The 20575-nt window shown below is 70.5% G+C and carries 21 protein-coding genes; 6 read left to right on the forward strand and 15 right to left on the reverse strand.

The features are described 5' to 3' along the window. Positions 1-145: 145 nt before the first annotated feature. The 3 genes from hemB to K7C20_RS17315 all read right to left on the reverse strand — a co-directional run bounded on the left by hemB (position 146) and on the right by K7C20_RS17315 (position 2891). Positions 146-1135: a porphobilinogen synthase gene (gene hemB, locus K7C20_RS17305; RefSeq protein ID WP_053209541.1), complete on the reverse strand. Its 990-nt coding sequence runs from the start codon at positions 1133-1135 to the stop codon at positions 146-148. 358 nt (positions 1136-1493) lie between these two features. After that, complete coding sequence (locus K7C20_RS38260; RefSeq protein WP_245171381.1) at positions 1494-2087, reverse strand: helix-turn-helix domain-containing protein; 594 nt, start codon at positions 2085-2087, stop codon at positions 1494-1496. A gap of 342 nt (positions 2088-2429) precedes the next feature. Continuing rightward, positions 2430-2891: an ATP-binding protein gene (locus K7C20_RS17315; RefSeq protein WP_078953312.1), complete on the reverse strand. Its 462-nt coding sequence runs from the start codon at positions 2889-2891 to the stop codon at positions 2430-2432. A 162-nt stretch (positions 2892-3053) separates the two neighbouring features. On the opposite strand from K7C20_RS17315, the gene K7C20_RS17320 reads away from it, so the two are divergent. Then, entirely contained in the window at positions 3054-3887 is an 834-nt protein-coding gene (locus tag K7C20_RS17320; RefSeq protein ID WP_030074520.1) for a helix-turn-helix domain-containing protein, read from the forward strand. Next, positions 3884-4147 carry a DUF397 domain-containing protein gene (locus K7C20_RS17325; protein WP_030074518.1) on the forward strand — a complete coding sequence of 88 codons (264 nt, stop codon included), beginning with the start codon at positions 3884-3886 and terminating at the stop codon, positions 4145-4147. The genes K7C20_RS17320 and K7C20_RS17325 overlap by 4 nt, the downstream gene beginning before the upstream one ends. Before the next feature lie 54 nt (positions 4148-4201). Here K7C20_RS17325 and K7C20_RS17330 read toward each other — a convergent pair whose 3' ends face one another. From K7C20_RS17330 to K7C20_RS17345, 4 genes are read right to left on the reverse strand one after another with little or no spacing between them, the layout of a single operon-like run. Next, positions 4202-5851 carry a bifunctional uroporphyrinogen-III C-methyltransferase/uroporphyrinogen-III synthase gene (locus tag K7C20_RS17330; RefSeq protein WP_053209534.1) on the reverse strand — a complete coding sequence of 550 codons (1650 nt, stop codon included), beginning with the start codon at positions 5849-5851 and terminating at the stop codon, positions 4202-4204. Further along, on the reverse strand, positions 5848-6876 hold the full coding sequence (hemC, locus tag K7C20_RS17335) for a hydroxymethylbilane synthase (protein WP_053209535.1): 1029 nt from the start codon (positions 6874-6876) through the stop codon (positions 5848-5850). Before hemC ends, K7C20_RS17330 begins: the two co-directional genes overlap by 4 nt. After that, positions 6873-8240 carry a glutamyl-tRNA reductase gene (locus K7C20_RS17340; protein ID WP_053209536.1) on the reverse strand — a complete coding sequence of 456 codons (1368 nt, stop codon included), beginning with the start codon at positions 8238-8240 and terminating at the stop codon, positions 6873-6875. Before K7C20_RS17340 ends, hemC begins: the two co-directional genes overlap by 4 nt. Then, on the reverse strand, positions 8237-9010 hold the full coding sequence (locus K7C20_RS17345) for a redox-sensing transcriptional repressor Rex (protein WP_030074511.1): 774 nt from the start codon (positions 9008-9010) through the stop codon (positions 8237-8239). The genes K7C20_RS17340 and K7C20_RS17345 overlap by 4 nt, the downstream gene beginning before the upstream one ends. A gap of 431 nt (positions 9011-9441) precedes the next feature. On the opposite strand from K7C20_RS17345, the gene K7C20_RS17350 reads away from it, so the two are divergent. From K7C20_RS17350 to K7C20_RS17365, 4 genes are all read left to right on the forward strand, one after another. Continuing rightward, on the forward strand, positions 9442-9720 hold the full coding sequence (locus K7C20_RS17350; protein WP_030074509.1) for a glutaredoxin family protein: 279 nt from the start codon (positions 9442-9444) through the stop codon (positions 9718-9720). A gap of 155 nt (positions 9721-9875) precedes the next feature. After that, positions 9876-10859 carry an HAD family hydrolase gene (locus K7C20_RS17355; RefSeq protein WP_048828450.1) on the forward strand — a complete coding sequence of 328 codons (984 nt, stop codon included), beginning with the start codon at positions 9876-9878 and terminating at the stop codon, positions 10857-10859. 330 nt (positions 10860-11189) lie between these two features. After that, positions 11190-11975 carry an ECF subfamily RNA polymerase sigma factor, BldN family gene (locus K7C20_RS17360; RefSeq protein ID WP_006604745.1) on the forward strand — a complete coding sequence of 262 codons (786 nt, stop codon included), beginning with the start codon at positions 11190-11192 and terminating at the stop codon, positions 11973-11975. Between the two features lie 277 nt (positions 11976-12252). Then, positions 12253-13464: a DUF5667 domain-containing protein gene (locus K7C20_RS17365; protein ID WP_053209537.1), complete on the forward strand. Its 1212-nt coding sequence runs from the start codon at positions 12253-12255 to the stop codon at positions 13462-13464. Between the two features lie 43 nt (positions 13465-13507). Here the strand turns inward: K7C20_RS17365 and K7C20_RS17370 are convergent, their stop codons facing one another. The 8 genes from K7C20_RS17370 to K7C20_RS17405 all read right to left on the reverse strand — a co-directional run bounded on the left by K7C20_RS17370 (position 13508) and on the right by K7C20_RS17405 (position 20539). Further along, positions 13508-14500, reverse strand: a complete 993-nt coding sequence (locus K7C20_RS17370) for a lysophospholipid acyltransferase family protein (RefSeq protein ID WP_030074502.1) — start codon at positions 14498-14500, stop codon at positions 13508-13510. A gap of 14 nt (positions 14501-14514) precedes the next feature. Further along, positions 14515-15564, reverse strand: a complete 1050-nt coding sequence (locus K7C20_RS17375) for an NAD-dependent epimerase/dehydratase family protein (protein ID WP_030074500.1) — start codon at positions 15562-15564, stop codon at positions 14515-14517. A gap of 197 nt (positions 15565-15761) precedes the next feature. Next, entirely contained in the window at positions 15762-15860 is a 99-nt protein-coding gene (locus K7C20_RS17380) for a 30S ribosomal protein bS22 (RefSeq protein ID WP_003948845.1), read from the reverse strand. 119 nt (positions 15861-15979) lie between these two features. Beyond that, a complete protein-coding gene (locus K7C20_RS17385; RefSeq protein WP_006604741.1) occupies positions 15980-16189 on the reverse strand; it encodes a helix-turn-helix domain-containing protein in 210 nt (69 codons plus the stop codon). Positions 16190-16317: 128 nt separating this feature from the next. Further along, the gene (locus tag K7C20_RS17390; protein ID WP_053209542.1) at positions 16318-17133 is read right to left on the reverse strand and encodes a phosphatase; all 816 of its coding nucleotides are present in this window, start codon (positions 17131-17133) and stop codon (positions 16318-16320) included. A gap of 264 nt (positions 17134-17397) precedes the next feature. Next, complete coding sequence (locus tag K7C20_RS17395; protein ID WP_053209538.1) at positions 17398-18573, reverse strand: acetoin utilization protein AcuC; 1176 nt, start codon at positions 18571-18573, stop codon at positions 17398-17400. Beyond that, complete coding sequence (locus K7C20_RS17400) at positions 18542-19780, reverse strand: MFS transporter (protein ID WP_030074492.1); 1239 nt, start codon at positions 19778-19780, stop codon at positions 18542-18544. Before K7C20_RS17400 ends, K7C20_RS17395 begins: the two co-directional genes overlap by 32 nt. Before the next feature lie 84 nt (positions 19781-19864). Beyond that, positions 19865-20539 (reverse strand): HAD family hydrolase, encoded by a 675-nt coding sequence (locus K7C20_RS17405; protein WP_030074490.1) that lies wholly within the window; start codon positions 20537-20539, stop codon positions 19865-19867. Positions 20540-20575: the final 36 nt, after the last annotated feature.

Raw genomic sequence — 20575 nt, forward strand, 5'->3', positions numbered from 1 at the left:
CCGCTCCTCGGTCGGTCGGGGCCTTCCTTGACACTCGGCGCGTGCCCGGCAGGCGCCGGACAAAACGTCGCGCCTACGACAAAGCTCCCGCCCCCGGAACCCGGGGACGGGAGCTTCGGCACGACACAGCCGGCCGGGCGGGCGGTCACAGCCCCCGCGCGACCTCCGTCGCCCAATACGTCAGGATCATGTCGGCACCGGCCCGCTTGATGCCGGTCAGCGCCTCCAGGATCGCCTTGTCCCGGTCGATCCAGCCCTTCTCGGCGGCCGCCTCGATCATCGCGTACTCACCGGAGATCTGGTATGCGGCCACGGGTACGTCCACCGTGTCCGCGACCTTCGCCAGCACGTCGAGATAGGGCAGCGCCGGCTTCACCATCACCATGTCGGCGCCCTCCTCCAGGTCGAGTGCCAGCTCGCGCATCGACTCACGGAGGTTGGCCGGGTCCTGCTGGTACGTCTTGCGGTCGCCCTTCAGCGACGAGCCGACGGCCTCCCGGAAGGGCCCGAAGAAGGCGGAGGAGTACTTCACCGTGTAGGCGAGGACCGAAACGTCCTCGTGGCCGGTCTGGTCGAGCGCGTCACGGATGACGCCGACCTGGCCGTCCATCATGCCGCTGGGGCCCACGACATGGACGCCCGCGTCGGCCTGCACCTGCGCCATCTCGGCGTAGCGCTCCAGCGTCGCGTCGTTGTCGACCCGCCCCTCGGCATCCAGGACGCCGCAGTGGCCATGATCGGTGTACTCGTCCAGGCACAGGTCCGACATGATGACGAGGTCGTCGCCGACCTCGGCCTTCACATCACGGATGGCGACCTGCAAGATCCCGTCGGGGTCGGTGCCCGCCGTACCGGCGGCATCCTTCTTCGCGTCCTCGGGCACCCCGAACAGCATGATCCCGGCGACCCCTGCGTCGACCGCCTCGACGGCGGCCTTCCGCAGCGAGTCGCGGGTGTGCTGGACGACGCCCGGCATCGCGGAGATCGGCACCGGCTCGCCGATCCCCTCTCGTACGAACGCGGGAAGGATCAGGTCTGCGGGGTGCAGCCGGTGTTCGGCCACCATCCGCCGCATGGCGGGGGTGGTACGCAGCCGCCGGGGCCGCGCACCGGGGAAGCTTCCGTACTTCGTCATACCGCCCACGCTACGCCCGCTTTGCCCCTGCCTTTGCCGACGTGTCGTCGGCAGTCGCGGCCGCAATTGCCGCCCGCTCAGGCCGCGAAAGCGGGACCAGCGAGATCACCCGGCGCCGGCTCGCCACGGCAGTCCCGGCAGCGCCCCGGCCTCCGGGCACGGAACGCCCGCTCGCAGCCGTCGCAGGTCTGGAACGGCTCCGGCGGGGGCCGGTGACGGCCGTCCGCACCGAGGCCCGGCGGGGCTTCGCGTCCGGGCAGGGCTTCGCGGCCCGCCGGAAGCGGCGGCGGCAACAGCTCCCGCAGACGGTGGGCGAGCAGCCCCGCCGGGTTCTTCAGATCGCACGGGAGATCCGCGGTCAGGGTGCGATGAACGGCCGCGACCGTCGCACCGTTCTCAAACCACGCGGCGACGGCGGCGGCGAGGCGGCGCACGTCCCGCTGGGAGAGCGTGAGCCGGTCGTCGGTACGGCGCAGCGCCGCGAGCAGGGAGACGGCAGCGGCGTGGTGCTCACTGGCGGGCGCTTCCGTGGCGGGGCCCGGCGCCTGCGGCGCGGCTGGGGCGGGTGGCCCGGCGGGGACTGATGGCGCGGCCGGGACGGACGGTGGCGGAGCCTCGCCCCCGCCTCCGGGGCCTCGGCGGCGTAGGCCTCCGTATGGGCACCCGGAGCATTGTGCGCGTAAGTACGGGTGATCACGCGGCCGTCGGAGGTGCGCTCCCGTACCCGCTCGACATATCCGTGGGCCTCCAGCTCCCGCAGCGCGAAGGCGATCCGGTCGCGCCCCTCGGGAAAGCGGGCGGCGAGGCTGCGGATATCGACGGAGGCACCCTCGGGCAGCGACAGGATGTGGGTGCCCACCCCGATCGCGGTCAGCGAGAGTTCGCGGTGCTGGGCGAGGTGATTGCCAATGATCGTGTACCGGTCCGGCTGGTACTGCCGGATATGCGTCACCCCGCTGTGGGTGGCACTTCGACGAACACGGCTATACGGGCGCACGGCGCCGCTAAGCTTCTGCTCAGCCATCGGGAAGCTCTGCTCTTCCTCTGGTGGTCAGGCCCTCGCACTGGGATTGCCGTCCCGGCGGGGGCCGTCGCATGTCTGCGGTGGTCAGGCCCGAGCCTGCCCACCAAGTCGCCCTCGCGCCAGCCGAGTTGAGCCGATTCACCCCCACGAGTGACGTACGCGGGGTTTGGTGGGTTTGGAGGGTTCTCTCCAGCGGTTCTTTGCTCTTGACCGCCCGCCGCACCGCCGCCCGGCCCACCGGGTCCCGCGTTTCCGGGCGCCGGTCGGTGTTCAGCAACCGCCATCGAGGTCGATCTCCGCCCATACGGTCTTGCACGGCATCGGCCCCTCCTCGACGCCCCAGCGGTCCGCCAGCTCCCCCACGAGCAGCAACCCGCGCCCGGACTCCGCCAGAGCCCCACCGGCGCCCGGCGTACGGGCAGGCAGCCGGTCACCGCGGGTATCGGTCACTTCGATACGGAGCGTGTCGGGCCGCCTGACGACGAGGACAAGACGGAAGCTCCGCCCGGGGACCCGGCCGTGCAGCACGGCATTCGCCGCCAGCTCGGCCACGATCAACCTCGCCGGATCCAACGGCAGCCCCCACGAGCGCAGTTGCTCGGTAGCCAGAAGCCTTGCCAACCGTGCTCCCCGGCGGGTGACGGAGAGCGGTACGGAGAACCGGAGCGCCGGGACGGGGTCCGCCGCGAGACCGGTAACGGAACTGCTGATTCGGGCGATTCGCTGATTCACGTCACACAGCGTGGTCGCGCCTATCTAGCCTGAGAAGGGTTGGCGCCCGTGCTGACGGCAACCGTCCGGCTGCGGTCCGGTTCTGTCCGGGCTGTACGGGGGTGACGGCGCACGGGCGGCCGGAGTTGTACGCGTACGGCTTGACGGAGGGCGGCGGCAGACGTGGATGACTGGGACACAGGGGCGGACGACGCCGAGGCCTGGGCCGTGATGAAGGCCGTGGTACGGCAGTTGAAGCTGTGGCGGGAGGCGGCAGGCCTCACCCAGGCGGAGTTCGGTGTGGCCATCGGGTACGGGGAAGAACTCGTCTCCTCCGTCGAACGGGGACGCCGGATTCCCCGGCCTGAGTACTTGGACCGTGCGGACGAGGTCCTGGGGGCGGGCGGCAAAATCTCGGCACTGACGGAGGATGTCGCGGAGGTCCGGTACCCGAAGAAGGTACGGGATCTCAAGAAGCTGGAGGCCGAGTCGGTCGAGCTGTGCGCGTACAACAACTCGGTTATTCATGGGTTGTTGCAGACGGCGGAGTACGCGCGGGCGGTGATCGGAAACCGTCAGCCGCCCTTCCCGGAGAACGAGGTGGAGCGGCGCGTGGCCGGGCGCCTGGACCGTCAGGGGATCATCAACAGCGCGACAGGGCTGCCGGTCGTCAGCTTCGTCCAGTGCGAGGCGACGTTACGGCGTTGCATCGGGGGCACAATGGTCCTGCGCAGGCAGCTCGAACGGTTGTTGGAGGTCGGGCAGTTGCCGAACGTGACGATCCAGGTCTTGCCTCTTCGCCGGGAGGACAACTCAGGCCTCGAAGGGCCGTTCCGGCTGCTGAAGCTCAAAAACGGCACCACACTCGGACACCTCGAAGTCCAACACCTGAGCCGAGTGATCTCCGACGCGCGAGAGCTCCAGATCCTCGAATTGCGCTATGGCATGATCCGGGCGCAGGCGCTCACCCCACGGGAGTCGCGGGCCTTCATCGAGAAAGTGCGGGGAGAGACATGACACTCAAGCCCTCTGGCGGGAACGGTTCCGCCCTGGCATGGATAAAGAGCAGCTACAGCACCGGCGACGGACCGGAATGCGTCGAAGTCGCCTGGCGCAAGAGCAGCTACAGCACCGGCGACGGTCCCGACTGCGTCGAGGTCGCCACCACCCCCGGCACCATCCTCATCCGCGACTCCAAGAACCCCGACGGCCCCCGCCTCACCTTCACCCCCACCACCTGGGCCGACTTCCTGCCGTACGCCGCCGAGCGGCAGTAACGCAGAAGGGCGCCCCAAGAAGAGGCGCCCTTCAAAGCTGTCCTGCTACCGCTGCTAGCTACGAGCCCGCCGACGCGACCCCGGCCGCCGCTCGCTGGGCCGGGTGACCGGGTCCCCGGCCTCGATCGCGTTGTCGCGCCGCGCCGCGCCGAAGTCCGCGAGCGCCTCGGCCAGCTTGTGCACGGAAGGCTCGGGCGACATGACGTCCACCCGCAGTCCGTGCTCCTCGGCGGTCTTGGCGGTGGCCGGGCCGATACAGGCGATCACGGTCACATTGTGCGGCTTGCCCGCGATACCGACCAGGTTCCGCACGGTCGACGAGGACGTGAAGAGCACGGCGTCGAAGCCACCGCCCTTGATCGCCTCACGCGTCTCGGCCGGCGGCGGCGACGCGCGCACCGTCCGGTAGGCGGTGACGTCGTCGACCTCCCAGCCCAGCTCGATCAGCCCGGCGACCAGGGTCTCGGTGGCGATGTCGGCGCGCGGCAGGAAGACGCGGTCGATCGGGTCGAAGACCGCGTCGTAGGGCGGCCAGTCCTCCAGGAGACCGGCGGCCGACTGCTCGCCGCTCGGCACCAGGTCGGGCTTCACACCGAAGGCGACCAGCGCCTTGGCGGTCTGTTCGCCGACGGCGGCGACCTTGATCCCGGCGAAGGCGCGGGCGTCCAGGCCGTACTCCTCGAACTTCTCCCGGACCGCCTTGACGGCGTTGACCGAGGTGAAGGCGATCCACTCGTAGCGGCCGGTGACCAGACCCTTGACCGCGCGCTCCATCTGCTGCGGGGTGCGCGGCGGCTCGACGGCGATGGTCGGGACCTCGTGCGGCACCGCGCCGTACGAAACGAGCTGGTCGGAGAGCGACGCAGCCTGCTCCTTCGTCCGCGGCACGAGCACCCGCCAGCCGAAGAGCGGCTTGGACTCGAACCACGAGAGACGGTCGCGCTGGGCTGCGGCACTGCGCTCACCGACCACGGCTATGACCGGCTGGCCGCCGTCCGCCGAGGGCAGCACCTTGGCGGCCTTGAGCACCTGGGCGACCGAACCGAGGGTGGCGGTCCAGGTGCGCTGGCGGGTGGTGGTGCCGGCGACGGTGACGGTCATCGGGGTGTCCGGCTTGCGGCCCCCGGACACCAGCTCACCGGCGGCCGCGGCCACCGAGTCGAGGGTGGTGGAGACGACGGCGGTGGCGTCACTGGCACCCACCTCGGACCAGCAGCGCGCGTCGGCGCTGGGGGCGTCGATGAAGCGCACGTCGGTGCCCTGGGCGTCGCGTAGCGGGACACCGGCGTACGCGGGCACGCCGACGGCCGCGGCGATGCCGGGCACCACCTCGAAGACGATGCCCTCGGCGGCGCACGCCAGCATCTCCTCGGCGACATAACCGTCGAGTCCGGGGTCTCCGGTGACGGCACGTACGACCCGCTTGCCCGCACGGGCGGCCGTCATGACAAGATTGGCGGTGTCCCTAAGGGTAGGGACACCGGCGGGGATTGACGCCTCGTCAGCTGATGCCTGGAGTGGTGTGTCCACCTGTGCGCGGGCATGCACGCGCACGACGTCCAGCACCTGCGGGTCGGCGATGAGTACGTCCGCGGAGGCCAGCGCCTCCACGGCACGCAGCGTCAGCAGACCCGGGTCTCCCGGCCCGGCACCCAGGAAGGTGACCTGACCGGAGGCGGAGTGGTTTGGGGCGGTGGGGTTCAAAGTGCTCGCTCCCCCATAAGACCGGCCGCACCCTTGGCGAGCATCTCGGCGGCGAGTTCATGACCCATGTTCAGCGGGGTCGACACGTCGTCGGGAGAGGCGGGTGCGTGCCCGGTGGTGGACAGTTGCACCAGCGTGCTGCCGTCGGTCGTGCCGACGACACCACGCAGATGCAATTCGGTGACAGCCTGCTCGTCAGCCTTGGGGCCTCCCCTGCTCGAGTGAAGTCGAGAGCTTGGGGAAAGGTCGGCCAGTGCTCCGACGGGTGCGGAACAGCCGGCCTCCAGGGCGGCGAGCAGGGAGCGCTCGGCGGTCACGGCGGCCCGGGTGTCCGGGTCGTCGAGCTCGGCGAGCCGGGCGATGAGATCCACGTTGACCGCAGCGCACTCGATCGCCAGTGCCCCCTGGCCGGGGGCGGGCAAAATCACGTCGGGCGACAGCAGCTGTGTCGCCTCGTCGATCCGGCCGATACGGGTGAGCCCGGCGGCGGCCAGTACGACCGCGTCCAGTTCACCCTTCTCGACGAAACCGATGCGGGTGTCGATGTTCCCGCGTATCGGCACGGTCTCCACACGCCGGCCCAGCGACCTGGCCCAGGCGTTGAGCTGCGCCATCCGCCGGGGCGAGCCGGTGCCGATACGGGCCACCCGGTCCTCGTCGGCGGTCAGCTGCTCGAACGTCAGCCCGTCCCTGGCGATCAGCGCGTCACGGGGGTCTTCCCGTACGGGGATCGCGGCCAGGGTGAGGGTCTCGGGCTGCGTGGTGGGCAGGTCCTTGAGGGAGTGGACGGCGAAGTCGATCTCCCCGGCGAGCAACGCGTCGCGCAGCGCGGAGACGAAGACGCCGCTGCCGCCGATCTGCGCGAGGTGCTCCCGGGAGGTGTCGCCGTAGGTGGTGATCTCCACCAGCTCGACGGGACGGCCCGTCAGCTCGCGTACCGCCTCGGCGACCTGTCCGGACTGGGCCATGGCGAGCTTGCTGCGCCGCGTGCCCAGCCGCAGTGCTCTCGTAGTGCTGTCGGTCATGCCCGCTCCCGTACATCGTGCCTGTCGGCGCGCGTGTCGGCCCGGCTGACGGCGGCGACCGTCTGGGGGTCGAGATCGAAGAGTTCCCGCAGGGCGTCCGCATACCCGGCGCCGCCGGGCTCGCTGGCGAGCTGCTTGACCCGGACGGTGGGCGCGTGCAGGAGCTTGTCGACGACGCGGCGCACGGTCTGGGTGATCTCCGCGCGCTGCTTGTCGTCCAGGTCGGGAAGGCGGCCGTCGAGCCGGGCGATCTCACCGGCGACGACATCCGCTGCCATGGTGCGCAGGGCGACCACGGTGGGGGTGATGTGCGCGGCCCGCTGGGCCGCGCCGAACGCGGCGACCTCATCGGAGACGATGCCGCGCACCTTGTCCACGTCGGCCGCCATCGGCGCGTCCGCGGACGCGTCGGCCAGCGACTCGATGTCGACGAGATGCGCGCCCTCGATCCGGTGCACCGCGGCGTCTATGTCCCGCGGCATCGCGAGGTCCAGCAGCGCCAGCGGCGCCGTGTTCCCCTCGCGTGCGGCGGCGACCATCTCGCCGGCCAGGACCAGGCCGGTCGCGCCGGTACAGGAGACCACGATGTCGGCGAGCGCCAGCTCGTCCGGGACGGAGGTCATGGCGGCCGCACGGGCGGTCAGCGCTTTCGCGGCGCCGGGACTGCCTGCCTCGGTGAGGATCTGGACGAGCCGGTCGGCACGCTCGACGGTGCGGTTGGCGACGATCAGTTCACCGATACCGGCCCGTACGAGGGTGGTGGCGGCCAGCGACGACATCGATCCGGCGCCGATGACCAGCGCCCGCTTGCCGTGCGCCCAGGCCTCGACGTCCTGGCCGTCCGCGAGCTGCTCCAGCCCGAAGGTGACCAGCGACTGGCCGGCCTTGTCGATGCCGGTCTCGCTGTGGGCGCGCTTGCCGACCCGCAGGGCCTGCTGGAACAGGTCGTTCAGCAGCCGTCCCGCGGTGTGCAGCTCCTGGGCGACGGCCAGCGCGTCCTTGATCTGCCCGAGGATCTGGCCCTCGCCGACGACCATCGAGTCCAGGCCGCAGGCCACCGAGAAGAGGTGGTGGACCGCGCGGTCCTCGTAGTGGACGTAGAGATAAGGGGTGAGCTCCTCCAGGCCGGCGCCGCTGTGGCGGGCCAGGAGGGTGGAGAGCTCGGCGACACCGGCGTGGAACTTGTCCACGTCGGCGTAGAGCTCGATGCGGTTGCAGGTGGAGAGCACCGCGGACTCGGTGACCGGTTCGGCCGACACCGCGTCCTGGAGCAGCTTGCCGCGCGCCTCCGGGGCGAGCGCAGCCCGCTCCAGCACGCTCACCGGCGCGCTGCGGTGGCTCAGTCCGACGACCAGGAGGGTCATGCCGGCATCACGGCGGGCATGTCCCCGTCAGGTCCCTTACGGTCGCCCGCCGCGGCGGCGGCAGCACGGGCGGCCGGGGCCGGCGCCCCGCCGTCGGGCCCGGCCTCCTCGCCCGCCTTGCGCTGCTCGTGGAAGGCGAGAATCTGGAGTTCTATCGACAGGTCGACCTTGCGGACGTCCACCCCGTCGGGGACGGTCAGCACGGTCGGCGCGAAGTTGAGGATCGAGGTGACGCCGGCGGCGACCAGACGGTCACAGACCTGCTGGGCGGCCCCGGCCGGCGTGGCGATGACACCGATCGAGACACCGTTGCTCTCGATGATGTGCTCCAGCTCGTCGGTGTGCTGGACACCGATGCCCGCGACGGGCTTGCCGGCCATGGCCGGGTCCGCGTCGATCAGCGCGGCGACGCGGAAGCCACGGGAGGCGAAGCCGCCGTAGTTGGCGAGCGCGGCGCCGAGGTTACCGATACCGACGATGACAACCGGCCAGTCCTGCGTCAGCCCCAGCTCGCGCGAGATCTGGTAGACGAGGTACTCCACGTCGTAGCCGACCCCGCGGGTCCCGTAGGAGCCGAGGTAGGAAAAGTCCTTGCGCAGCTTGGCGGAGTTGACCCCGGCCGCGGCTGCGAGTTCCTCGGAGGAGACCGTGGGGACCGAACGCTCGGAGAGCGCGGTCAGTGCACGCAGATACAGCGGAAGCCGGGCGACCGTGGCCTCGGGAATGCCTCGGCTGCGGGTCGCCGGTCGGTGAGTTCGGCCAGTTGCCACGGTGCTCCTGCGGGTAGAGCGGGGCTGCGGGCGACCGCATGGAACCCGACCGCCCTGTCTTGTGCAGGCTATGTCTTTGTGAACGCGTGCACAAAGATGGTGTCCGGTTTGTCCGCCCAAAGTGACCGGGGTCACGCGGCGATTACAAGCCGCCGCGGAACCAACTCCCACGTCACACCGTTCACTCGCGCCGCCCGCGAAACACGGCAGCACCCACGGGAGCACGCGCCCTCACTCCTCACCGCTATACCCCCGGAAACCTACAAATCGCCCATCGATGGTAATCGACCCGGACAGCCGCGGGCGCCTCGCCGACCGGCCCGGCGAACGGCTCCCGGCCCCGGCCCGTACGGCACGCCCTCACGGCGTCACGGCCCGTCGCGGCCGCCACGGCACGCCCTCCCGCCGCCCCGACCCGGCACAATGGCTCCATGGCCCCTTTGTTCAGCCGCAGCCCCCGCACGAACCCGGCCGACCGGATGGTCACCCTCGTCGGCAAGCCGGGCTGCCACCTCTGCGACGACGCCCAGGCCGTCATCGAGAAAATCTGCGCGGAGACCGGCGCGTCCTGGGAGAAGAAAGACATCACCGAGGACGCCGAGCTGCACCGCAAGTACTGGGAGCAGATTCCGGTCATCCTCGTCGACGGCGCCCAGCACGACTTCTGGCGAGTCGACCCGAAACGCCTGCGTACGGCCCTGGGCGCCTGAGCCGCACCCCTCCCGCGGGGCCCGCGGGGGACGCCCTCACGGACGGCGCCGCGGACGGCGCCGCGGATGGCCGTAACGCAACTGTCCGCCGCCGCAGGCCCTCCTGACACGCGCCCGTAACCAGTTGCACCGAACAAACTGGCTACGCTAGCGCCATGGCCCGCCCGTCGCCCGCTCACCGCCCCCGCTGGAGTGCCCCCGCGGCACTCTTCTCCCTGGGCTGGTTCCCCCGCCGCAGACGACCCGCCACGGCCCGCAGCGTGCTGGCCGGCGAGGCCGCGGCGGAAGCCGCCCGGAAGTCCTCCCAGGAAGCGCCGCCCGCCGAGGAGACCGAGACCCCGGCGGAACCCGACTTCCCGGTCGTCGGGGACACGGCGGCCGCCGCCTTCTTCGACCTGGACAACACCGTCATGCAGGGCGCCGCGCTGTTCCACTTCGGCCGCGGCCTGTACAAGCGGCGCTTCTTCCACAAGCGCGATCTGGCCCGCTTCGCCTGGCAGCAGATCTACTTCCGGCTGGCCGGCTCGGAGAACCCCGAGCACATGGCGGACGTCCGCAACAGCGCGCTGTCCATCGTCCAGGGCCACCGCGTCGCCGAGCTGATGTCCATCGGCGAGGAGATCTACGACGAGTACATGGCCGAGCGGGTCTGGCCCGGCACCCGTGCCCTGGCCCAGGCCCACCTCGATGCAGGCCAGAAGGTCTGGCTGGTGACCGCGGCCCCCGTCGAGACCGCAACGATCATCGCCCGCAGGCTCGGCCTGACCGGCGCGCTGGGCACCGTCGCCGAGTCCGTCGGCGGTGTCTACACGGGAAAGCTGGTCGGCGAGCCGCTGCACGGCCCCGCCAAGGCCGAGGCGGTCCGCGCCCTGGCGTCCGCCGAGGGCCTGGACCTCTCGCACTGCGCCGCCTACAGCGACTCCGCCAACGACATCCCGATGCTCTCGCTCGTCGGGCACCCCTATGCGATCAATCCTGACAGCCGGCTGCGCAAGCACGCCCGGGAGCAGGGGTGGCGGCTGCGCGACTACCGGACCGGCCGCAAAGCCGCCAAGATCGGCATCCCCGCGGCAGCCGGGGTGGGCGCCCTTGCAGGCGGCGCCGCGGCCGCGGTCGCACTCCAGCGCCGACGCCGCTGACCAGGCCTGATCACCTCACGACACGGCGGGCCATCCCCTCTGCCTACCCCCTCCGCCACCCCCTCAGTCCCGTTGCTGCCGGGTAAGCACAACACGCCTTCCAACCAGGCAGATTGCGTTCCCTTCCGATCAAAAGTTGCTCAGTATTCGATACTTGATCTGCCACCAACCCGGCACGGACCGTAAGTAATCGATGATTTGAGCAACTGGGTGTAGCGCTGCCTGTACGAAGCGTTATTCTCCTCAGACGCAATCCGGAACCCACACGTCCCTACGACGAGTGAACGGTCCCGCACTGCACGTGATGGAAGCTCTGCCTCTGGGAGTCCCGTGTACCCACACGTCGGGGTTGACGCCTCGGGCCTGGCTACGCTGCGTACGACACTCGTCGACCACCTGCGCAGTTTTGTCCCCACCGCGTACGCCGTCCCCGCATTCGCCTCAGCCGTCCCCGCCGCCGGACCCTGCTACGCCCTGGCCGACGGGAGTGCTGCGGTCGGAAAGGCCGCCGGCAGAACCCGCCGCTCCGGCACCGGCACGACCACCGCCCGTCGCCCCGCCGACAGCGACAGCCGTCGCATGATGGACCTCGTCGAACGAGCCCAGGCGGGCGAGGCCGAAGCCTTCGGCCGCCTCTACGACCAGTACGCCGACACGGTCTACCGCTACATCTACTACCGCGTCGGCGGCCGCGCCACGGCCGAGGACCTCACCAGCGAGACCTTTCTGCGCGCCCTGCGCCGCATCGGCACCTTCACCTGGCAGGGCCGTGATTTCGGCGCCTGGCTCGTGACCATCGCCCGCAACCTCGTCGCCGACCATTTCAAGTCCTCCCGCTTCCGCCTGGAAGTCACCACCGGAGAGATGCTCGACGCCAACGAGGTCGAGCGCAGCCCCGAGGACTCGGTCCTCGAATCCCTCTCCAACGCCGCCCTGCTGGAGGCGGTCCGCAAGCTCAACCCCCAGCAGCAGGAGTGCGTCACGCTGCGCTTCCTCCAGGGCCTCTCGGTCGCCGAGACCGCCCGCGTCATGGGCAAGAACGAGGGCGCGATCAAGACCCTCCAGTACCGCGCCGTCCGCACCCTGGCCCGGCTCCTCCCCGAAGACGCCCGCTGACCCCACCCCCTGTCCACAAATGCCGACCACCAGCCCCATGCCCCGACTGCTCACTCTTCGTGACCTTCCATACCCGGTCGGTCAGATCATCGTGAGTGCGTAACCCGAGTGCCGCGCCGCTCGTTGTGCGGGATGCAGGCTCCATGCGGTCATGCCTTGCCCGCCGCCTCTCACTCGATCGAGTGGCTGCGGACAATGGCTTGCAACCGTCCGGTCCGTCTGGACAGTCAAAGCCAGTCCGGGGAGTCGAGCGGGATGACGAGAGGAGGTGCCGCCCGTGATCGCGAATGTCTCGGTGCACCGGCGGGCCAACGCCTTCGCCCAGGCCTTTGAGGAGCAGGTCCTCGAGGGCGCGGCGGCCGAGGACCAGGTCGACAATCCGGCGCAAGCGCCGGGCGAAGCACGGCTGTTGGCGGTCGCCGACGGCCTCGGGAAACTCCCGAGGCCCGAGATGGCAGCCGAGGTCAAGACTGTCCAGCGCGCCCAGCTCATCGCCGCGATGGAGGCCGCCTTCGCCGAAGGCGCTCCGTCCGACGGTGCCAGGGTGCCCGAGCAGCGCGAACACAAGGGCGCGCACCGCGCCACGAAATCGATGGGCAGGCTGCGTCCGCGCTCCCGCCTCTCCAAGGGACTGGCGGCGGGCGGGCTGACGGTCGGCGTCGCCGCCGGCGCCTTCACCGGCGTCGCCGCGGCCAGCTCCGACGCCCTCCCCGGCGACTCCCTCTATGGCCTCAAGCGCGGCATGGAGGATCTCAAGCTCAACATGGCCGACGACGACTCCGACCGCGGCCTGCTCTATCTGGACCAAGCCGCCATCCGCATGATGGAGGCCCGTCGGCTGATGGAGCGCGCCCGGGTCGCCGACCTCGACCACGAAGCGCTCAGCGAGGTCCGCAAGGCGCTCGCCGGCGTCACCCACGACGCGGGAGAGGGCCACCGCCTGCTGCACCAGGCGTACGAACGCGATGGTTCACTCGGCCCCATCCAGGCGCTGAACTCCTTCACCAAGTCCCACCGCAGCACCTGGTCACAGTTGCGCGACCGGCTCCCTGCGCAGCTCACGGACGTCCGTGACCAGGTCAGTTCGGTCTTCGACGCCATAGACAAAGAGGTCGGTCCGCTCCGCCCGCTGCTGCCGCCCACCCGGGACGGCCGTAGCCACCACCGCCACACGCCCGGCTCCGCGGGCACCGGCTCCGGCTCCGACGGGCGCCCGGCGCCGTCCGGCAGCAAGTCCTCCTCCGGCAAACACGCCGGCGGCTCGCACGCCCCCCGCCCGTCGGCCTCACCGTCCCAGGAAGACGGCCTGCTCGGCGGCAATACGGGCGGCCTGCTGGACCCGCCGTCCAAGGGCAGCCCGTCCCCGCACGACCGGGGCCACCACCACGGTGGCCGGGACACCGGCGGTCAGCCCGACGTCACCCTCCCGCCGCTGATCCCGGGGCTGCTTCCCGGTCTGGGCATCGACGGCGAGGATCTCCCGAAGTAGCGAAGCGGTCCCACCGGCGCTCGGTGTTCTTCTGGTCCTTCCCTCAGAAGAACACCGAGCGCCGCTGCACGAGCAGCTTGTAGAGGGTGTGCTGAATCGTTTCCCGTACCTGATCGGTCAGGTTGAACATCAGCATCGGATCGTCCGCCGCCTCCGGCGGATAACCGGCCGTCGGGATCGGCTCGCCGAACTGGATCGTCCACTTCGTCGGCAGCGGCACCGCCCCCAGCGGCCCCAGCCACGGGAAGGTCGGCGTGAGGGGGAAATACGGCAGCCCCAGCACCCGCGCCAGCGTCTTGGCGTTCCCGATCATCGGGTAGATCTCCTCCGCGCCCACGATCGAGCACGGCACGATCGGGGCCCCGGCCTTCAGCGCCGTCGAGACGAAGCCGCCCCGCCCGAACCGCTGGAGCTTGTAGCGGTCCGCGAAGGGCTTGCCGATGCCCTTGAAGCCCTCCGGCATCACCCCGACGATCTCGCCGCGCTCCAGCAGCCGCTGGGCGTCCTCCGCACAGGCGAGGGTGTGGCCCGCCTTGCGCGCCAGCTCGTTTATCACCGGCAGGACGAACACCAAATCGGCCGCCAGCAGCCGCAGGTGACGCTGCGCCGGATGGTTGTCGTGCACCCCGACCTGGAGCATCAGGCCGTCCAGCGGAAGCGTCCCGGAGTGGTTGGCGACGATCAGGGCCCCGCCGTCCGAGGGGATGTTCTCGACACCCTTGACCTCGACCCGGAAGTACTTCTCGTAGAGGGGCCGCAGCATCGACATCAGGACCTGGTCGGTCAGCTCCTCGTCGTACCCGAAGTCGTCGACCTCGTAGTCGCCGGTGATCCGCCGGCGCAGAAAGGCCAGCCCGCCCGCGATGCGTTGCTCCAGGGAGCGAGGGCTCGGCGGCGGGGGTGCCGCCGGCGGGTGCTCGGTCCGTGCCTCGGGTACGGGCGCCAGCGCCGTACCGCGCCCCGAGCGCCCGGCCCGCCGGGCCTTCCTGCGCGCCCGGGGCTCCTCGCCGAAGGGGATGACCTTGGCGTCCGCCATCGTGGGTGAACTCCTCACTGGGTCGGGCCGCCGCGTGCGGGCAGCACGCCGGCGAGCCGGTCGACGGTGCGAGCGACGGACGCGGGCGGCAGCAGCCCGGGTCCGCGGCTTCGGGCGAATTCCGCGAAGGTCTCCGCCGTCGTGTACTTCGGATGGAACCCCAGTGTCTCGCGCATCTGTGTCGTTTCCACGACCCTGCCGTGCGTGAGCAGCCGGATCTGTTCCGGCGAGAAGTCCGTGATGCCGATGGACCGCAGCGCCGTACCGGCCCAGGTCACGGTCGGCAGCAGGAGCGGCACGGTGGGCCGCCCCAGCCTCCGGGAGGTCTGCGACAGCAGCAGCACACCGTCGCCGGCGATATTGAACGTGCCGCTGTTGAGCGTGCCGCGGCGCGGCGCGGCGGCGGCGATCCGCAGCACCTCGATGGCGTCGCCCTCGTGGACGAACTGGAGCCGCGGGTCATAGCCGAGGACGGTCGGCAGCACGGGCAGCGAGAAGTACTCGGCGAGCGGGGAATCCGCACACGGTCCGAGGATGTTGGCGAAGCGCAGCACACACACCGCCACGTCGGGCCGGCGCCGGGCGAAGCCGCGTACATACCCCTCGACCTCGACGACGTCCTTGGCGAAGCCGCCACTGGGCAGTGACTTCGGCGTGGTGGTCTCGGTGAAGACCGCGGGGTCCCGGGGCGCGGAGCCATAGACGCTGGTGCTGGACTTGATGACCAGGCGCTGCACATTCGGGGCTTTCTGGCAGGCGCCGAGCAGCTGCATCGTCCCGATGACATTGGTTTCCTTCACCGAGGTGCGGCCGCCGCGTTTGCCCAACGGCGTGCCGTTGATGTCCATGTGGACGACGGTGTCGACGCCCGTCTCGGCCAGGACTCTGGCAATGGCCGGATGCCGGATATCGGCCTTGAGGAATTCGGCGCCGCCCAGATGGTGTTCCGGTGCCACGGCGTCGACCCCGATCACCCGGTCGACATCGGGATCGCGCTGGATACGGCGGACGAACCGGCCGCCCAGCTGGCGTGCGACTCCCGTGACGAGCACGACCTTGCCCAAGATCAGCCCTTCCTTCCCGCCGCGACCGCCGTGGCCGAGCTGTCCGGGCCACGCTATCGGGTAGGTGTTGCGCTGTGATGACCGCAGGATGCCCGTGGCCACATTTCCGTCCGACCACCGTCCATACGGCCCACAACGCACCGCAGCCCCCCATCGCCCAAGGCGATGAGGGGCTGCGAATTCGCGATCAGCGTCGCTTACTTCTTGTTACGACGCTGAACACGGGTGCGCTTGAGCAGCTTGCGGTGCTTCTTCTTCGCCATCCGCTTGCGCCGCTTCTTGATAACAGAGCCCACGACTACCCTCGCTCACTTCGAATCACTCGGTGCGGGGCGTCCGAGCCCACACTACCTACATCGGGCCAGCCTACCCGGCGACGGGCGAACGGCGTAATCCGAGGTTCGGCGAAGCGCCGTCAGGCTGATTCCACCCCCACAAAGGACTCACGGAGATAGTCGTGAACCGCTTGCTCCGGAACCCGGAAAGACCTCCCCACCCGAATCGCGGGCAGATGACCACTGTGCACCAAGCGGTACACGGTCATCTTCGATACCCGCATCACCGTGGCGACCTCCGCCACTGTCAGGAACACGACCTCGTTCAGAGGCCTCTGGTCTGCAGCCATGCCACACCTGCACCTTCCGCATAAGACGGACACCGGCTTCCCCTCCGGTGACTCTTCGTCGCTATGCGCTCACTCCCCAGATTAGGGGCGGGTGATGCGAGTGGGGAAGAGGAGCAGCGAACAGCCGCCTATCGGGACAGACACGCGCGATTGAGTACATAGCGCGCCAGCGGCCGGTAGCACGCGCTCGGCACGGCATCGTCGAGCGGCACCGCCACGGACACCCGTCCCTCCGCCTGGCCGACGAACAGCGCCGGGTCGTCCGTGTCCGCCAGCCCGATCGCCTCGATGCCCAGCTGACCTGCCCCGCAGACCCAGCCGTGGTCCCCGATCGCCAGCCCCGGCAGGGGCCCCGCCACCTCCCCCACGGCCGCGAGAGCGGTACGTACCGGGAGCGGCGAATGGGTGTGTACGCCCCCCGCCCCGGGTGCGCCCCGCACGCCGGTTTCTCGCATCAGCGCGACTCCCCGTACGTAGTCGAGGGTGCAGGGACGTACCCCGAACCGGGTCGCTATGTCGACACGGGCGCCATACGCCGGGGTGAGGACGGGGCAGCCCGCCGACGAGAGAGCGTCTGCGAGGGCGGCGTAGAACTCCAGCAGCCCGTGCGGATGGCCGGTGCCGATGAGCACCGGCGCCCGGCGGCCGGCCGTCTCACCGAGCCGTTCGGCGAACCGGTCCAGTGCCGCGATGGTGCGGTCGGGATCGATGACATCCAGGCCGGAAGTATGGGTGGGATCGGCCGAAACCCCACACTTCTGCCCCATCAGTCGCAGTAGTTCACCGACCGGCCAGTCCCGCTCGGGATCCAGCCCCAGCAGTGCACGGGGGTCACGCGCCGCGAAGAGCCGGTAGCGCGCCAGGCTCTTCTCCCGCGTGGTCGCGATCGTCCCCGCGAGCCGCGCCTCGATCAGATGCGCCCGCAGCGCACCGGTACCCAACACGCGGCCCATACTGTCCGGTTGGTCGGCCTACGGGTGCCCTGACCGACGGGTAGTCACACCTTCGGGGAGCGCGGCGACGGATACGGCCATACGGGGTCGGCGGACGGCACTACACGGGCACGGCGGCAGATACGGCCGTACGGGCACAGCGGACGGCACTACACGGGTATGGCAGCGGATCGGCGCGCCTCGCCCAGGGGCCGCCCACCCTGGAGCGCCGCAACCGCATGCCGGCCGGCGCCGCGGGCTCCTGCCCCACGGGAGCTACGGCAGCAGCCCGTGCGCCGGGAACACCGCCCGGCGGGTGGCCAGCACCGCCTGGTCCAGCCGGTCGGCCGGGTCATAGCCCTCGGCGACGAAATCCCGCCAGTGCGGCGTCCGCCCGTCCGTCATCCGCAGCGGCGCCAACTGCCGCGTCCTGCGGAACACTTCGTGCCGCCAGGCCTCCGGCACCATGGAGGCCGGGTCGATCGGCCGGCCCGCCGCGATCGCGGTCAGATGCGTCCAGCTGCGCGGCACCACGTCCACTACCGCATAGCCGCCTCCGCCGAGCGCGACCCAGCGGCCGTCCGCGTGCTCGTGCGCCAGGTCGTGGCAGGCCTCCGCCACCGCACGCTGGGCGTCCAGGCTCACCGCGAGATGCGCCAGCGGATCCTCGAAGTGGGTGTCCGCACCGTGCTGCGTCACGATCACCTGCGGCCGGAAGGCCCCCAGCAGCTCCGGCACCACCGCATGAAAGGCCCGCAGCCAGCCCTCGTCCCCGGTTCCGGCCGGCAGCGCCACATTCACCGCGGTGCCCTCCGCGCCCTCGCCACCGGTCTCCTCCGGCCAGCCGGTCTGCGGGAAGAGCGTCCGCGGATGCTCGTGCAGCGAGATGGTCAGTACCCGCGGGTCCTGCCAGAACGCCGCCTGCACCCCGTCGCCGTGGTGCACATCCACATCGACGTACGCGACCCGCTCGGCACCCAGCTCCAGCAGCCGGGCGACCGCCAGCGAGGCGTCGTTGTAGATACAGAAACCGGCCGCCCCGCCCGGCATCGCATGGTGCAGTCCGCCGGCGAAGTTCACCGCATGCACGCAATCGCCGCGCCAGACGGCCTCCGCGGCACCCACCGACTGGCCGGCGATCAGCGCCGATGCCTCGTGCATCCCCACGAACGCCGGGTCGTCCGCCGTCCCCAGCCCGTACGAGAGGTCCGCGGCGGCGGGATCCGCCGAGGCTCTGCGGACCGCGCTGATGAAGTCCTCGCGATGCACCAGCCGCAGGGTGGAGTCCCCGGCAGGCTTGGCCGCGACCACCTCCAGCGGCCCGCGGTCCAGCTCGTACGCCTCCACCAAACGCATGGTCAGCGCGAGCCGGACCGGGTCCATCGGATGCCCGGACCCGAAGTCGTAGCCCGTTACTGCCTCATCCCACATCAGCTGTGCGCGGCCGCTCATATCCGTCACCGTATCGGGCCTCCGGCGCCCCGAACGAGCGGGCATACACCAGCGTCACCAGCACCAGGACCATCGGCACCAGCATCGCTCCCCGATAACTCCAGGCATCACCGAGCGCACCGACCAGCGGAGAGCCGATCAAAAAGCCCACATAGTTGAAAATGTTCAGGCGTGCGACGGCCATGTCGGAGGCCCCGGGGCCGTGGCGCTCGAACGCGTACCGCCCCGCCGCCGCGAACGTCTGGGGAACGATCACACACAGCCCGAGCCCGAGCAGCGCGAACCCCGCCATTCCGGCCCAGGCCCCAGGAGCCGCCGCCACCACCGCGAAACCGCCCGCCGCGACCACCGTCCCGGTCCGCACCACCGCGACCGCCCCGAAACGCCGCACCCCCAGATCCCCGACCGCCCGCCCGAGCAGCGTGGTGACCATATAGACGTTGTACGGGACGGTGGCGAGCTGCTCCGAACTCCCCAGGACGTCCTGGAGATACTTGGCGCTCCAGTTGGAGACGGTCGAGTCCCCGATATACGCGAACGCCATCACCAGACACAGCGGCAACAACAGCCGCATCGCGAGCGGCGCAACGGCCGCCGCGGCACCCTCCTGGCCCCCCGCCGCCTCCTGCCTGTCCCGGTCCACGAACCAGCGGCCCACGATCAGCGCCAGCGGCACCAGGACCGCCACCACCGGCCCGTACAGCAGCGCAAGCGACAGCTTCCAGTGCGCCCCCGCCCAGGCCAGCGAGGCGCCCACGATGCCGCCCAGGCTGTACGCGGCGTGGAACCCGAGCATGATGCTCCGCCCGTACGCCCGCTGGAGGCTCACCCCGAGCATGTTCATCGAGGCATCCAGGGCCCCCACCGACAGCCCGAACACCGCCAGCGCCACCGCGACCTGCGCCATCGACCCGACCGCCCCGACCGCCAGCAGCGCCAGACACACCACGGGTTGCGCACACCGCAGCACCCGGCTGGGCCGCACCCGCTTCACCAGCTGCTCGGTACCGACGCTGCCGACCCCCGCAAGGACGGGTACCGCCGCGAGGAAGGCCGGCAACAGGGCATCAGAAATCCCGTAGCGGTCCTGGATCGCGGGTATTCGGGTCACGAGAAGGGCGAAGACCGCCCCCTGGACGAAGAAGCTGAGAGCGAGCGAGACCCGGCCGTGCCGCGACCGCGCTCCTGGTACCCGAGGGACCGTCATGGCCGCTCAGCCTAGGACTCCGCACTACTGCTGGGTAGATGGATCACTTCGCCCATTCCGACGTGAGTCCCACCCGCGAGGCCGCTACTGCAACAGCGCCGGCAGCTCCGCCATATGGCCGAACAGCCCCGTGGCCCCGGCCTCCGTCAGCTTCGCCGCCGGCGTCATCGCCGTGAAGCCGTAGACGTCCATCCCCGCGGCAACCGCGGCCCGCACCCCCAGCGGGCTGTCCTCGACCACCGCACACCGCTCCGGCGCCACACCCATCTCCCGCGCCGCATGCAGAAAGAGATCCGGCGCCGGCTTCCCCCGCCCCACATCCTGCGAGGAGAAGATCCGCTCGGCGCCCCCCTCACCGGCCCGCCCTCCGGCGAACCGCTCGAGCAGCCCGGTCTTCGTCAACGCCACCCGAATACGCTCATGGCTCCCCGACGACCCGACGCAATACGGCACGCCGTCCGCGGCCAGCTTCTCCAGCACCTCCACCACACCCGCCACGGGCTCCAGCCGCCTGCGGAATTCCTCGAAGACCCGCGCATGAAAGTCCTCGTCGAACGTGGCCGGCAGCCGCTTTCCCGACCGCTCCAGCACCACTTCATGAATACGGTGCATCGCGCCGCCCATGTAGTCGCGCAACGACTCCTCATAGGTGGTCGGATGCCCCAGTTCGGTGAGGTAGGCGGCAAGGAGCCGATTGGAGATCGGTTCGCTGTCCACCAGGACGCCATCGTTATCGAAAATGACCAGGTCATAGCGCATGCCCACGAGCGTACCGACGCGGCCCGGAACGCAGAA

The sequence above is a fragment of the Streptomyces decoyicus genome, assembly GCF_019880305.1.
GTDB classification, from domain to species: Bacteria; Actinomycetota; Actinomycetes; order Streptomycetales; family Streptomycetaceae; genus Streptomyces; species Streptomyces decoyicus.